The sequence below is a fragment of the Arenibacter sp. F26102 genome, from assembly GCF_023015865.1.
Lineage (GTDB): Bacteria > Bacteroidota > Bacteroidia > Flavobacteriales > Flavobacteriaceae > Arenibacter.
Window position 1 is genome coordinate 107,459 of sequence record NZ_JALKBC010000007.1, and the last position, 14,777, is coordinate 122,235.

General features: G+C 38.2%; 16 protein-coding genes. 7 read left to right on the plus strand and 9 right to left on the minus strand.

The genetic code is table 11. The features are described 5' to 3' along the window. The first annotated feature begins 50 nt into the window (after nucleotides 1-50). The 3 genes from MWU78_RS11820 to MWU78_RS11830 all read left to right on the plus strand — a co-directional run bounded on the left by MWU78_RS11820 (nucleotide 51) and on the right by MWU78_RS11830 (nucleotide 3,678). Nucleotides 51-692, plus strand: a complete 642-nt coding sequence (locus MWU78_RS11820; protein ID WP_246997972.1) for a hypothetical protein — start codon at nucleotides 51-53, stop codon at nucleotides 690-692. A gap of 312 nt (nucleotides 693-1,004) precedes the next feature. Continuing rightward, nucleotides 1,005-1,766, plus strand: a complete 762-nt coding sequence (locus MWU78_RS11825) for an SGNH/GDSL hydrolase family protein (RefSeq protein WP_246997974.1) — start codon at nucleotides 1,005-1,007, stop codon at nucleotides 1,764-1,766. A gap of 175 nt (nucleotides 1,767-1,941) precedes the next feature. After that, the gene (locus MWU78_RS11830) at nucleotides 1,942-3,678 is read left to right on the plus strand and encodes an ABC transporter ATP-binding protein (protein ID WP_246997976.1); all 1,737 of its coding nucleotides are present in this window, start codon (nucleotides 1,942-1,944) and stop codon (nucleotides 3,676-3,678) included. A 137-nt stretch (nucleotides 3,679-3,815) separates the two neighbouring features. Here MWU78_RS11830 and MWU78_RS11835 read toward each other — a convergent pair whose 3' ends face one another. The 7 genes from MWU78_RS11835 to trmB form a co-directional block, all read right to left on the minus strand. Next, a complete protein-coding gene (locus tag MWU78_RS11835) occupies nucleotides 3,816-4,145 on the minus strand; it encodes a 2Fe-2S iron-sulfur cluster-binding protein (protein ID WP_187581159.1) in 330 nt (109 codons plus the stop codon). 70 nt (nucleotides 4,146-4,215) lie between these two features. Continuing rightward, on the minus strand, nucleotides 4,216-5,274 hold the full coding sequence (locus MWU78_RS11840) for an NAD(P)/FAD-dependent oxidoreductase (protein ID WP_246997978.1): 1,059 nt from the start codon (nucleotides 5,272-5,274) through the stop codon (nucleotides 4,216-4,218). 72 nt (nucleotides 5,275-5,346) lie between these two features. Then, nucleotides 5,347-5,586 (minus strand): NifU family protein, encoded by a 240-nt coding sequence (locus MWU78_RS11845; RefSeq protein ID WP_246997980.1) that lies wholly within the window; start codon nucleotides 5,584-5,586, stop codon nucleotides 5,347-5,349. 2 nt (nucleotides 5,587-5,588) lie between these two features. Then, nucleotides 5,589-6,731, minus strand: coding sequence for an Mrp/NBP35 family ATP-binding protein (locus tag MWU78_RS11850; RefSeq protein ID WP_246997981.1), 1,143 nt, complete (start codon nucleotides 6,729-6,731; stop codon nucleotides 5,589-5,591). Between the two features lie 166 nt (nucleotides 6,732-6,897). Beyond that, nucleotides 6,898-7,233 carry an MGMT family protein gene (locus tag MWU78_RS11855; protein ID WP_246997982.1) on the minus strand — a complete coding sequence of 112 codons (336 nt, stop codon included), beginning with the start codon at nucleotides 7,231-7,233 and terminating at the stop codon, nucleotides 6,898-6,900. Then, nucleotides 7,233-7,862 (minus strand): LysE family transporter, encoded by a 630-nt coding sequence (locus tag MWU78_RS11860; RefSeq protein WP_246997983.1) that lies wholly within the window; start codon nucleotides 7,860-7,862, stop codon nucleotides 7,233-7,235. The genes MWU78_RS11855 and MWU78_RS11860 overlap by 1 nt, the downstream gene beginning before the upstream one ends. Nucleotides 7,863-7,865: 3 nt before the next feature. Beyond that, complete coding sequence (gene trmB, locus MWU78_RS11865; protein WP_246997984.1) at nucleotides 7,866-8,537, minus strand: tRNA (guanosine(46)-N7)-methyltransferase TrmB; 672 nt, start codon at nucleotides 8,535-8,537, stop codon at nucleotides 7,866-7,868. A 398-nt stretch (nucleotides 8,538-8,935) separates the two neighbouring features. On the opposite strand from trmB, the gene MWU78_RS11870 reads away from it, so the two are divergent. The 4 genes from MWU78_RS11870 to MWU78_RS11885 all read left to right on the plus strand — a co-directional run bounded on the left by MWU78_RS11870 (nucleotide 8,936) and on the right by MWU78_RS11885 (nucleotide 13,285). Further along, nucleotides 8,936-9,814 carry a hypothetical protein gene (locus tag MWU78_RS11870; protein WP_246997985.1) on the plus strand — a complete coding sequence of 293 codons (879 nt, stop codon included), beginning with the start codon at nucleotides 8,936-8,938 and terminating at the stop codon, nucleotides 9,812-9,814. A 44-nt stretch (nucleotides 9,815-9,858) separates the two neighbouring features. Further along, entirely contained in the window at nucleotides 9,859-10,860 is a 1,002-nt protein-coding gene (locus MWU78_RS11875) for a glycoside hydrolase TIM-barrel-like domain-containing protein (RefSeq protein WP_246997986.1), read from the plus strand. A 94-nt stretch (nucleotides 10,861-10,954) separates the two neighbouring features. Continuing rightward, nucleotides 10,955-12,214, plus strand: coding sequence for a POTRA domain-containing protein (locus tag MWU78_RS11880; protein ID WP_246997987.1), 1,260 nt, complete (start codon nucleotides 10,955-10,957; stop codon nucleotides 12,212-12,214). A 69-nt stretch (nucleotides 12,215-12,283) separates the two neighbouring features. Then, nucleotides 12,284-13,285 (plus strand): N-acetylmuramoyl-L-alanine amidase, encoded by a 1,002-nt coding sequence (locus tag MWU78_RS11885; RefSeq protein WP_246997988.1) that lies wholly within the window; start codon nucleotides 12,284-12,286, stop codon nucleotides 13,283-13,285. A gap of 6 nt (nucleotides 13,286-13,291) precedes the next feature. On the opposite strand, the gene MWU78_RS11890 is transcribed toward MWU78_RS11885, so the two are convergent. Both MWU78_RS11890 and MWU78_RS11895 read right to left on the minus strand, forming a co-directional pair. Beyond that, nucleotides 13,292-13,999, minus strand: a complete 708-nt coding sequence (locus MWU78_RS11890) for a TIGR04283 family arsenosugar biosynthesis glycosyltransferase (protein ID WP_246997989.1) — start codon at nucleotides 13,997-13,999, stop codon at nucleotides 13,292-13,294. Continuing rightward, the gene (locus MWU78_RS11895) at nucleotides 13,986-14,741 is read right to left on the minus strand and encodes a DUF547 domain-containing protein (RefSeq protein WP_246997990.1); all 756 of its coding nucleotides are present in this window, start codon (nucleotides 14,739-14,741) and stop codon (nucleotides 13,986-13,988) included. Before MWU78_RS11895 ends, MWU78_RS11890 begins: the two co-directional genes overlap by 14 nt. Between the last annotated feature and the right edge of the window lie 36 nt (nucleotides 14,742-14,777).

The following is a 14,777-nucleotide window of genomic DNA, read 5'->3' on the forward strand; positions in this document are numbered from 1 at the left end:
TGGCAAGGTATTTGATATTTTTGTATCTGATTCGTACCTTAATCGGCCATATGAGAATTGTATTTTTATTTTGCGTTCTGTTTTTAATTTCCCAGCTAGGTATTGCTCAAACAGATCTTCCTACGACCAATCCTTTGAAAATTGAAGGGGACAAAGGAGTGAGGGAAAACCCCGACCAAGGAACTGCTTTGAATTTCCCTTCCATTATTACCTTAAAACCTACCACCAATCTTAAGGATTCCCTTACGGCCAGAAATATAAAAATGCTTCCTGATAGGGAGTTGGTTCAGGCAGGATACGGTCTAAAGATAGACCCTAAAGTAGGTGTAAAGGAAAAGGAAGGTTCTTCCACCTTTTTTGGAAATATGTATTTGGGCGATATTAAAAGCAATGGAAAATTTGTGGGCATTGTTTGCCGTGATCACGAATATGTAGATGGTGATAGGGTTAGGATATTGCTAAATGATAAAGTGGTGGAACCTAATATTTTTTTAACAGGTTCCTTTAAGGGAATCAATCTGGATTTACAAAAGGGTTTTAATAGAATTGATTTTGAGGCATTGAACCAAGGTACCTCGGGGCCTAATACTGCTCAAGTAAATGTTTATGACGATGAAGGCAAAATGATACATTCCAATATGTGGAATTTATCCACTGGTTCTAAAGCCACTATTATAATTATAAAGGAATAGCCAAAAAAACATAAACGCTGACCAATATGAAAGGATATTACTATTTGTTGATTATTAATCTATTGCTTATTCTTATCCCTTATTCCTTAAGGGTCTTTAGGAATTTTAAACGTAACAAAAACTGATCGTTGGGTTGCAAATAGGTATCTTGTTTTTTTATCAACCTTAATAGTCAGGTGAATTTACTGCATCTACAATTTTAAGTCAATTCGATTTTTATTGGGATGTAGGCCAAGGGATTATAATTGATTTCGGTTGTTTATAATGCTGAAAACCTCAGGGCCATATTTTCGTAAATAATGTAAAACATTTATGATGCGGTTGACTTTATTGCTTGTATTTGCCATTATTTTCTCCAGTTGTTCCCAAGAAAAGGACATGCCTGTTTATGAACCCTCCATGGAAATGATCTTGGAACCTGGGTCTACTACTCCCATCGCTAACGAAATACCAGGTCCTCATTTAAATGAATCAGGGGCCTATCATTATTTGGCCTTAGGCGATAGTTATACTATTGGCGCAAGTGTTACTAGTGCAGAAAGCATTCCAATCCAATTAAAGGATAGATTGGAGCAGGGTTTAGAAGTAAAGGTCAATACCGAAATTATAGCCGTCACCGGATGGCGCACAGATAATTTATTGGATGCAATCAACAGAGGAACCTTGTTGCCAAGCTATGATTTGGTAACCCTTTTGATTGGGGTAAACAACCAATACCAGGGCAAGCCATTTAGTGTATATACCAAGGAGTTTCCCCTGCTTTTGGAACGTGCCATTGACCTGGCTTACGGCAACCCTAAAAATGTTGTTGTTATTTCTATTCCAGATTATGCCTATACCCCGTTTGCGGCAGGAAGAAATACCGATAAAATTTCCAAAGAAATTGATGAATACAATGCCTTTACAAAGGCTACGGCTTTGCAGAATGGTGTTCCTTTTGTAAATATTACGGACATAACACGACATGGATTGACCAATCCTGATTTAGTAGCAGGGGATGGCCTTCATCCTTCAGGAGAGGCCTATAAGCGATTTGTAGATGAATTATACCCCGTAGTACTTCCTATTTTTTGATTAGGACTATTCCAGTAAATTAAATTTGCGGTCAAGTCTTAGGAGATTTTCCCATTTTTAAGGATGGCCCTAGGCCATAATTAGGTAGTAACAGAGTAAGTTTCATGGTTCGCCTACCAATAACTTTAATTACTTTTACACATTGTAAATCCCCTCAATCAAAACATAATTTCTAATGTCCAATAAAAAAGTTAGTATTCTTACCGCCTTTAAAACAATAATTTGGCCACGGCGCAATTTGGTTTTTGTCGGGCTGTTCTTGATCGTTATAAGCAATGCAGCAAATTTTGTAGGTCCTATCTCCCTAAAATATTTTATGGACGATGTTATTCCAAACAAGGATATGACTATGCTTAAAATATTGGTCGGTTTGGTAATACTATCAATTTTGGTAAGGGCCGTAACCTCCTTTTTGTTGACAAAAATATTGAGTGTACAGGCACAATACCTTATCTCTGAGCTTAGGGCACAGGTGCAAAAGAAAGTGCTTTCACTTCCGATCCGCTTTTTTGACAATGCCAAATCTGGTGCCTTGGTTTCCCGTATAATGTCCGATGTAGAGGGGGTTCGCAATCTTATTGGTACAGGTTTGGTTCAATTGGTGGGAGGAAGTATAACGGCAATAGGTGCCCTGGTTTACATGTTGTGGATAAGTCCGTCTATGACCTTCTTTACCTTTATTCCATTAGCCATTTTTGCCTTTATAGCCTTAAAGGCCTTTAAGATTATTAGACCTATTTTCAGAAATAGGGGAAAAATAAATGCTGAGGTTACCGGGAGGCTAACAGAAACTCTGAGCGGAATTAGGGTCATTAAAGGTTTCAATGCAGAGGAACAGGAAACAAAGGTTTTTGAGAATGGAGTGGAGTTATTGTTTCAAAATGTAAAAAAGAGCCTAACGGCAACGGCTTTTATGACCAGTTCATCCACCTTTCTTATAGGAATTGCCACTACAGGAATTATGGGAATTGGTGGGTATAAAATAATGTACGAAGGCTTAAGCCTTGGAGATTTTTTGTCATTTACCTTTGTTTTGGGCATCATGATCGCACCTATTGTGCAAATGAGTAATATTGGAAGTCAACTTACAGAGGCATTGGCCGGTCTTGATCGGACGGAAGAACTAATGAACATGGTACCGGAAGCCAATGAAGAGGAAAGAACAATTGTTCTGGATAATATAAAAGGGGATATAGCCTTTAAGGATGTGTCATTTGCCTATGAAGAGGATAAGGATGTATTGCACAATGTTAGTTTTGAAGTGAAGTCGGGCAATGTGGTAGCCCTAGTGGGTAGCTCGGGTTCAGGGAAATCTACGATTGCCGGTTTGGCGGCCACATTTTTAAATCCCTTATCAGGGACTATTACTGTGGATGATCAAGATCTTTCCAATGTGGATCTTAGTAGCTATCGGCGAAATTTAGGAGTGGTCCTACAGGACGAATTTTTGTTTGAAGGTACCATTAGGGAGAATATAATGTTCCCTAGGCCCAATGCCACTGAGGAAGAAGTTCTAAAAGCCGTTAAGGCAGCTTATGTGGATGAATTTACAGATAGGTTCGAAAAAGGTTTGGATACCCTGATCGGGGAACGGGGAGTGAAGCTGTCCGGTGGGCAAAGACAACGTATTGCCATAGCTAGGGCGGTCTTGGCCGATCCAAAAATTTTGATATTGGACGAGGCTACTTCCAATTTGGATACGGAAAGTGAGGCTTTGATACAAAAAAGTTTGGCCACCCTAACCGAAGGACGAACCACATTTGTCATCGCCCACAGATTGAGTACCATTAGAAAAGCCAATCAGATTCTTGTAATAGAAGATGGTCGGATTGCTGAAAAAGGCACGCATGATGAACTTATAGCAAAAGAAGGACGATACTTTAACCTATTTACCTACCAGGCGAGGATATAATATATCATTGTTGTTTGTCGTGAATCCATGTGTGGTTTTAGGATACATTTACTCTGTTACCAATTATATTAATTGGTAACAGAGTAAATGTATAGTAAGGCTATTGGTTTTCCCTTGTATAAGGGGTGGTATAAAATTTAGCTTTCCGGAGCCAATTCAACTTCCAGACCTTCCAAATCCTCTGTGATATGAATTTGGCAACCCAAGCGGCTGTTGTCCTTCACATTAAATGCCTCGGCAAGCATGGCATCCTCATCATCGGATATTTCGGGTAGTTGGTGGTCAGACTCTACATAGCACTGACAAGAAGCGCACATGGCCATACCTCCACATATACCAATAGTTCCTTCTGGGGCAAGTTCGTAGGAACGAACTATTTCCATAAGGTTCATATTCATGTCTGTAGGTGCATCTACCTCGTGTACAACCCCATCCCTATCCTTAATCTTTATTTTAACATCGCTCATGCCAGAAATATTCTTATTTGGTAATTGGCAGCAAATTTAAGGGATTTACTTTAGGAATTAGTTGTTTTTTTTAATCAATGGACTTTACAACAGCTTTGGGAGCTTCCTTTTTGCTTCCATCGAAACCGGAAACACCGCCGACGGTAGTATATTTCATCACATATTTTTTGTCCGGGAAAATGCGTTGATAGGCACTTTGGCACATTAGGGTTGCCTCATGAAAACCACAAAGAATCAATTTTAATTTGCCGGGATAAGTGTTTACATCGCCAATGGCATAGATACCAGGTATGTTGGTCTGATAATCGAAAGTATTTACCTTAATGGCGTTCTTTTCAATTTCCAATCCCCAATTCCCAATGGGTCCTAGCTTTGGAGAAAGCCCGAACAAGGGAATAAAATCGTCTATTTCCTTGATAATTTCCTCGTCCTGGTCACCGGACTTATTAATTACGGCTGCTTCCAGTTTTCCGCTGCCCCTTAGTTCCACTACTTCTGCGGGCGTGATAAGATTTATTTTTCCTATATTTTTTAGGGCCTGTACTTTTTCTACAGAATCCAAAGCACCTCTAAATTCATTTCTTCTATGCACCAAAGTCACCTCTGAAGCCACATTGGCCAAAAAGATACTCCAGTCCAAGGCAGAATCCCCACCTCCTGCTATAAGCACTCTCTTATTGCGATAAACTTCTGGGTCTTTTATAAAATAAGCAACCCCTTTATCCTCAAAAGAACTAAGGTTGTTTATTAAGGGTTTTCTGGGTTCAAAACTGCCGAGACCACCGGCAATGGCAATAATTGGTGCATTGTGCTTGGTACCCTTGTTGGTGGTTACCAGAAAAGTTCCGTCATCCAATTTTTCTATCGTATTGGCTCGTTCTCCCAAGGTAAAACCCGGTTGGAATGCTTTGATCTGTTCCATAAGGTTATTTACAAGATCACCTGCCAAAACCTCTGGAAAGCCAGGAATATCATAAATGGGTTTTTTGGGATATATTTCGGAACACTGTCCTCCGGCTTGAGGCAATGCGTCTATTAGATGGCACTTAAGTTGTAAAAGACCTGCTTCAAAAACAGCAAAAAGACCTGTTGGGCCGGCACCAATAATTAGAATGTCTGTTTTAATCATGGAGAAAAGAACTTAAAATAGCTACAAAGCTAGAAAAGGAATGGATATATATTTATGATAAAAGTCAGATTGCTAGGCCACATTTATGACCTCCAGTATTTGTGGTGCATATTTTTTTATGGTCATTTCAACGCCGCTTTTAAGGGTCATCTGATTTACGGTACACCCTACACAGGCCCCTTCCAATTTTACTTTAACGGAAGTGTCATTGTCAATGGAAATTAGGGATATATCCCCTCCATCACTTTGTAAAAAAGGACGGATTTCCTCCAAAGCCTTTTCTACGTTATTTTTAAGTTCAATCGATGTCATAATTATTTCTTTTTAACAGCCGAACAACCCGCCATTGTAGTTATTTTAATAGCCTCTGTTGGAGGTAAACTTTTATTTCTTCCTACCACTTCCCGAACTACATTTTTAGTAATTTCTTCAAAAGCAGATTCAATTGCGGTTGCCGTTTGTAGTGCCGCCGGCCTTCCTACATCACCTGCTTCCCTAATACTTTGAACGAGAGGTATCTCCCCTAAAAAAGGTACATTCAAATCCTCCGCCAAATGTTTGGCACCTTCTTTTCCAAAAATGTAATATTTATTGTTGGGTAATTCTTCAGGTGTAAAGTACGCCATATTTTCCACGATTCCCAGTACTGGAACATTTATGGAATCTTGTTGAAACATCGCTACTCCCTTACGGGCATCGGCCAAGGCCACTTCCTGTGGGGTACTTACTACCACGGCACCTGTAATTGGTAAGGATTGCATAATACTTAAATGTATATCCCCGGTTCCCGGAGGTAGATCTAACAACATAAAATCCAATTCTCCCCAATGGGCATCGAATATCATTTGATTTAACGCTTTGGCAGCCATGGGGCCTCGCCAAATTACGGCCTGATTGGGTTGTGTGAAAAATCCAATGGATAAAATCTTGACCCCATAATTCTCTACGGGCTTCATTTTTGACTTTCCTTCGATATTGACGGCCAAGGGCTTTTCTTGGGTTACATCGAACATGATAGGCATTGAAGGACCGTAAATATCAGAATCCAAAAGGCCTACTTTAAAACCCATTTTAGCCAAGGTTACCGCTAAATTTGCCGTTACCGTAGATTTTCCTACCCCTCCTTTTCCGGAAGCAACTGCAATTATATTTTTGATGCCAGGAATGGGTTTGCCTTTGATCTCATTTACCTTAGGCTTGGCAGCGGGTGCATCAACCTTTACATTTACGGTAATTTTGGCCTTGTTATACACTTTCTCATGAATAACCTTTAAAATTTCAACCTCGGTTTTCTTTCTTGCCTGCAAACTTGGGTTGGAAATGGTGAGATCCACAACAACCTCGTCCCCAAAAACCATAATATTTTTTACGGCGCCACTTTCCACCATATTTTGCCCTTCTCCTGGGACAGTAATATTTTCGAGCGCTTTCAGTATGTCTTTCTTGTCTAATTTCATCCTAAACCATTCTTATTCAGTTATTATTAAAACTGATTCTAAATTACAAAGATAGGGCTTAGGAGCGAGATTATGAAGGAAGGGAATTGAAAAGTAAAATAAGGTATTAACTATCTTCTTTATGGTAGTAACAATCCAAAATTATTGGTAATAAAGATTTGGTGAATTACCTTAATTCCAGCCATGGGTCCCAAAAGTGATCGTCAAAATTTATGATTTGATTATCCACTACTTTTATTCCCTCACTTTCCAATAACTGCTGCATGAGATTAGTACCGTTAAAATGATGTTTCCCTGTTAAAAGGCCTTTTCTGTTTACTACCCTATGGGCGGGAATATCCCCTATTTTATGTGCTCCGTTCATAGCCCAGCCAACCATTCTTGCACTTCTTGCAGTTCCTAAATATTTGGCAATGGAGCCATAGGAAGTTACCCGTCCATATGGTATTTGCCTGGCCACTGCATATACTTTTTCAAAGAAGTTCTGATTTTCGGGTTTCATCAGGTATAAAATATGCGAATTAAGGTAATCACCAATAGGACCAACATTAATGCGCTCAAAATATAATTGGAGTTTTTTGAAAATCCATTGTTCTTGGTTTCCAATTTGGTAAAATAGACCGTATACAGATAGAGCACGGTAAAAGTTCCACATCCTGCTGCCAGAATAAAGGTGGCTATATCGCGAAATTGAAATTTTATCCAGCCGGAGGCATTCCACATGGCATTTAAACCACTGTAATAGGGTATGGTCAGTAAATTTACTGCGGCTAACAATATCCCTTTAAAGAAACTATTTCTCTTGCGTACCTTAACTATTTTGGGTCTGTCCAGATTATTTTTCTTGCCCTTTAGAAAGAAATAGATGGTGAAAAAAGCAAAGACAATAAGGGCTATTTTTAAAAGAAGGTCTATAATTTCTGGATGTTTGAATAGAAATTTGGAGATCAACACGGAAATATAGGCCTGGATTATAATCATGGTAGAAACCCCAAGACTAAAAATAATACCATTGGTCTTACCCTTTTCCACACTTATTTTTGCAGCATTCATGTTCAATAACCCTGGTGGAACAGTGGCCATGAAGGCCGCTGAAAATGTGGCAAAAAAAAGGATTAGTAAGTGCTCCATGGTTTAACTAATTCTAAACTTGATGTAAGTGATCGGTTTTCCTTTTTCAAGATACTGTTTTTCGTAGAATGTCTGTATTTCCAAAACCTCTTTTGGGCTACCTTCGTTTTTGTATACATCGTGATTGGCATAAAGAACTTCCAATCCTTTTCCGTGTAAAAGGCCTAAGGTATAACCGTGCATAAATTCGCTATCGGTTTTCAGATTAACTACACCATCCTCCTTTAGGATCAATTTGTATTTCTCCAAAAAAGCCTCGTTGGTAAGTCGGTGCTTGGTGCGCTTATATTTAATTTGGGGGTCTGGAAAGGTAATCCATATCTCAGAAACTTCATTGGGGGCAAAAAGTCCGTCGATCAGTTCAATCTGGGTACGCAAGAAGGCTACATTGCTTATATTTTCATCCATCGCAGTTTTTGCGCCACGCCAAAACCTGGCACCCTTTATATCAATTCCGATATAATTTTTATTTTTGTTTTGCTGGGCCATCCCAATGGTATACTCGCCTTTACCACAGCCCAGTTCCAAAACTATAGGATTGTCATTGCCAAAAAATTCATTCCATTTGCCTTTTAAGGAGAAAGTATCATTAGTAATTTCCTCCCTATTGGGTTGAACTACATTCTTAAAAGTTTCATTCTCCTTGAATCGCTTCAGCTTATTTTTACTTCCCACGCGTACTATTTATTTAAATATTAGACAAAGCTAATGAAATCTAAGTTTGTTCCTAATATAGACTGCCTAGCAATGGGAATTGTTGGTACTAAGTTTTTGGATTTTTTTATATCAAAGCGGGATATACGCCAAGATACCCTAGATAAATGCTAACTTAAAAAAATATTTCGTAAAAAAATGTGTAATACTTTATAAAGACTTTTAAATCTATTAGGTAAATTTTAACTGTATAGCCCTGATTTTAAATCCGGAGTGGAAAGTTTTTTAAAATCTAATAGATCTTATTGGTAATTTTCCGATAGACTATTGAGCATATCAGGCATTTTAATCCAATGTGAGGATTGGGAAGTTGGCCGGGCTATGATAATTAATGAACCAAAACAAAACATAGTAAAGAAATGAAAAACCTTCAAAATAAATGGCCCTTAATGGTTGCTTTCTTTGTTTTTTCGATGGGTATATCCCAAGATTTTGACCAGGACGCCGATAGTAATATTCAACAGTACACTCCTTCCAAATTAATGGGAAAGGGTCAATGGGACTTAAAGTGGTTTAATAATCTTTATACAGAAACGAAAAGTACCTTTTCCAGTAGTCAGGAGGCTCGAAAAACATTTTTCACTTCTACTATTGAAGTTTATACGGGCACGGGCGAAAATAAAAGATGGAATCTTGGGGCTATTGTAGAGCTAAGGTCCAATGTAGTTGGTGGGAGGAATGCCTTGGATGTTTTTAAATTTGATGGTGAAAATTCTACGGCCAGGTCTGGTATAACTTCTATAGCTCCTTCTGTAAAATTTGTTCCTATTGAAACACTGAGTAATTTTTCGGTCCAGAGCTCCTTTTTTATTCCTCTTGTGGATAATGAAACCGAAAATGGGGTGTTTTTGGATCAGAAGGGATATATATGGCAAAACCGATTTTTTTATGACCTTACTTTTTCCAATAGGAAATGGCAATTGTTTACAGAACTTAATTCCGAATTAAGTTTTGGAAAGGCCGGCGAAAGCTTTGCCAATAACAGCTTAAACCTATCTCCTGGGGTGTTTTTGAGTTATTTTCCAAGTTCTAAATTCACCATTTTGGCTTTGGCGCAACATTCCCAAAGGTTGGATTTGGGTAATAATTTTGCACAAAATTATACGGCCTTGGGAGGTGGGGTAAAATATCAACTAACGAATGCCTTAAATCTTGAAGCGTTATACACCAATTTTATTAGAGGAGAAAATACAGGCTTGGGACAGACATTTAACCTTGGAATGCGGGCTATTTTTTAGAATGATCAATAAATAGCCTAATTTAGAGTTCAAAATCTTTCTGGATGCGAAACCTCGGCCTACTTTTCTTATTTTTTATACAGCTTGGTTGTAACGATCAAGTAGTTGAGAAGCTTAATGGTGTGAGTTTTGTGGCCTCTAGAGATAAAGTTTCCCAAGAACACGTAGATGCAGTAAGAAATGTCAACGCCAAGTGTGCTGCGGTAATGCCTTTTGGATTTATAAGGGATAAGGACTCCCCGGAAATAATTTTTGACACTTCAAGACAGTGGTTCGGGGAAACAAGAACGGGTGCCAGGCAATATATAGATATCCTGCACGAGAATGGTTTAAAGGTAATGTTAAAGCCTCAGATATGGATTTCCAGAGGTGAATTTACCGGAAATTTAATAATGAATTCCGAGGAAAAGTGGAAGGCTTTGGAAATTTCATATACCAACTTTATTATGGAATATGCTACTCTGGCGCAGGAAACCCAGGCCGATGCATTTTGTATAGGAACCGAGTTGGAGCAATTTGTTGATCACAGGCCACAGTATTGGACCGGACTGATCAAACAAATCAGGAGTGTTTATGAGGGAAAACTTACCTATGCAGCTAACTGGGATGAATACGGAAGGACCCCTTTTTGGGATGATCTGGATTTTATAGGGATAGACGCTTATTTTCCTTTAAGTGATGAGAAAACCCCTACTGTGGAGCAATTGAGAAGGGGATGGCAACCGCATAAAGAAAAAATAAGATCATTGGCCTTGACGAAAAAAAAGCCTATAATTTTTACGGAATACGGTTATAGAAGTAATAATTATACTGCAAAAAAACCTTGGTTGGTGGATCATAGTAAGGACGATGTAAACCTTGAAGCACAGGCCAATGCCACCAAAGCTATTTTTGAAGAATTTTGGAAAGAAGAGTGGTTTGCCGGTGGATTTGTCTGGAAATGGTTTATTGATCATGAAAAAGCGGGTGGAATAAACGACAATAGGTTTACCCCACAAAACAAACCTGCCCAAGAAGTAATTAAGAGTTTCTATAAGCTATACTAGGGTTTTCTCCCCGGTCTCTGAATCATTAAACTGTTTTTGGACTCTTTTCATATTTAATTCATGAGTACGCTTCCCATAAAATTGCGCATTGATAATGAAAATCGGTTTAAGGGCATTATTGTTTTTTACATTTTTGGCAGGATACACCCAGCAATCTACGGTAACCGAAGTGAAAATTGATGGCGCCAAAAGAACTAAAGTTTCTTTTTTAGAAAATCTTATTAAGGTAAAGTCGGGCAGTTTATTGGATTCCTTGGCCTTGGCGGAAGACGTTCAACGCATAAAACAATTGCCTTCCATTGCCAACGCCAATTTTCGTGCTGAAGCCGTTAATGAAAATGAATATTCCGTTGTCTACACCGTTGAAGAACATTTTACCTTAATTCCGTTCGCCAATCTTTATACTTCAACAAATGATGAATTTGCATTTAAAATAGGGTTACAGGAGTACAATCTTTTGGGTAAAAACATGATATTGGGCGGATTTTATCAAAGGGATATCTTTAATTCTTATGGAATAAATTTTAGGGTGCCTTATGTTATAAGGGGGAACTTTGGATTTGCTCTTAGCTATAATAATATTACTACCCAAGAACCAGTTTTTATTAACGATAATACTGCAGATTACAGATATAACAACAAGGCTTTTGAAGTTTTGGGTCTGTATAACATCAACAATAAAAACAGGGTAGATTTTGGAATTAATTTGTTTGCGGAAAATTATAGTTATATAACTGGTGCAACCAGTCCAAATGTCCCCCAAGAATTGCAAGTGGATAAGTATTTATATAAGGTGATCTACTATTATGAGAATATAAATTATGATTATCATTATCGTTCAGGTTTTGGCAGCACTTTAAATTTTCAATATGTCAAGAGTCCCGATGAAAATTTACCGGAATTTTTAATTGGGATCAATGACTTTGTCTATTTTAAAAGAATTGGCTATCGAGGTAATTGGGCTAATCGTTTGCGTTTGGGTATTTCAAGCAATATAGATACACCTTTTGCTCCCTTTTCCGTAGATAATAATGTTAACATAAGGGGAGTGGGAAATAAAATAGATAGGGGGACTGCCACCATCGTATTCAACTCAGAATATAGGTATAGTTTTATAGATAAGGATTGGTTTGTATTACAGGGTAATGTTTTTGTAGATTCAGGGACATGGCGAAACCCAGGGGGAGATTTTGGCGATTTTGGGGAGAAGGAAAGTATAAGGGTTTATCCGGGAATTGGTTTTAGGTTCATTCATAAGCGAATATTTAACGCAATTTTCCGAATAGATTATGGCTATGGCATTACAAAAAATGCATCTCATGGGATTGTTTTTGGAATTGGGCAGTATTTTTGATAATCTTTGTGTAAAATTAGTGTCGTGTTGGTAATAAAACCTTTTGTAATATTTTGCATAACTGCCTTAATGTCGTTTCCCGTTTTTTCCCAAACCTCGGTTAAAACCGTAATTGCTGAAAAAGGGGACGGAATTTATTCCATACTTAGGAAGCAAGGGATTAACCCGGTTAGACACTACGGACACTTTGTTGATCTTAATCATGATAATTTAAGGGATAGCATGCACCTTTATGAGGGAAGGGAGTACATTATACCTCCAGTGGCTTTGGATACCGTGGCTATAACGGAAGCCGTTGAGAAAAAAGCAACAGAAATCAAGTCTGTTTCCAATATCATTTCAGATGACATTTTTGGAAAAAAATATGCTAATACGGAGATAAAAAGTAATAAGTTACAGGGAAACGTTTATTATTTAATATCCGGTCATGGCGGGCCCGACCCTGGCGCCATTGAAAAATATGAGGGCAAAATAATTGCGGAGGACGAGTATGCCTATGATATTACGCTGCGCTTGGCCAAAGAGCTTATTTCCCATGGAGCCAAGACTTATATTATAATTAGGGATTTAAACGATGGAATAAGGGATCAACGGGTGCTGGAAATAGATAGGGATGAGGTGGCCTATCCTAATGAAGAAATTCCATTGAACCAATTAATGCGATTAAAACAGCGTGTTGATGCAGTGAACAAACTGTATTTGGAAAATTCAGGGAAATATCAGCGGTTGATCGTTACCCATGTGGATAGCCGAAGCAGGGGGCAGAATATAGATGTGTTCTTCTATCATCATGAGAACAGTAAGAATGGAAAGCGTTTGGCGGAAAGTATCCATGAAACCTTTTTGAAAAAGTACAGACAATATCAGCCAAATAGGAACTATGAGGGGACCTTCGCAGATCGTAGTGGGTTGTATTTAGTAAAAAACACCTTACCGGCCATGGCTTATATAGAAGTTGGTAATATTAAAAACAAAAAGGACCAAAGGCGAATCTTGGATCCAGATAATAGACAGGCCCTTGCCAAGTGGATTTCTGAAGGAGTATTGCTGGATTATGAAACCAGTAAATAAGGAGCCTTAAGAGACAATTTTTTTCTTGTAATACTTATACAATTGATCTGGGCCAAAACCCAATAAATTCTTCAAGTGAATTATTCCGAAGTGATATTGAAGTCTAAAGGAGCCATGCTGTTCATATTTTCTTGCGGAGGTTATAACGTTTTGTGGCAGTACTTTAAAATTTGATATTTTGTAAAGACGCCCAATAAATTCAGTGTCCTCGTATATGATATAATTCTCGTTAAAGCCACCCGATTTTTGGAATAGCTCCTTGAGAATAAACAGCGATTGATCGCCGCCCCTGCATAATTTGTGGTTAATTCTGCTGAACCATGCAAAGAATTGCAAGAACTTTTTAGAGGTATTAAATCTCATTCTAAAGCAGCCTGAAGTTATATTGTTGTTATACGCATTTATGATATAAAGATCAAAGTTTTTGGGAGGATAGGTATCGGCGTGTAAAAAGTAAAGTAACGAGCCAGATGCGACCCTAGCGCCAAGATTCATTTGTTTGGCACGTCCTTTTTCGGAGGATATAACTATTGCGCCCTTGGCTCGTGCCATGGCAATAGTATCGTCAGTACTTCCCCCATCAACCACAATTACTTCCTTAATATTCCCTGAACTGCTATTCACGGACAAGTGATCCAATAAAGTGCTAATGTGCTCAGATTCATTGAGGACCGGGATTATAATGCTTATATCTAAGGAATTACTCAATTTCATTTAAATCCCAATTATAGTTTAAATAACTTATTTTGGTGTTTGATGTCAGCTTTTGAGTAGCATATTTATTTATATAATCTACCAACGATCCTTTTTCGGTGAAGTCTTTTTTGTACCAGTTAAAAATTTCGGACAAGGAGGCTTTTTCCTTGGTCAGAACATTTCTTTTTGGGTCATTGATAAAATCTGCAGCCGCCTGTTCCAATAGTTTTTCAAGATTGGCAGCATTAAATGCAGTGTTCAATAATTTTGGACAGGAATAGGAGGCACAGTTGATGGCAAAATGGATACGAGGCTCATTCATTTTTCGTAGTATTTTGTGTTCCAGGTCGCCCAGGGATATTTTTTCATTCCCTATCTCTACAATATCCTTTCCCCAGGGATTTTTTATGTTCTTGATACTTTTGGTAGGATAATTGTCCAAAATTAGTTTCACCGTCGCTGCATTATAAAGGTTGATGTAATAAGCTAGTCTTTCGGATTTGGTTGCTTTGTCGGTTGGACGGTTCTTCGCCAAATAATCCAAGTAACTTTGCAATTCCGAGATATCCTTGGTAAAGCCTTTGTAGTCAACATTTCCAATATTATCTACATACTTTTTGAGTAATTTCTCCCAATTGGTATGATCTAATTGCAAATTAATTTTGGGAGCATAATTTTCCCTATACCTTGAGGTAAGGACAGCACTCTGAACACTGTGTGTCAAAAATAGAAGCAGTAATAGTGATAATGTAAGGCGCATGGAATTTTATTTACTTTTAATTAGTGTAGCCAAACA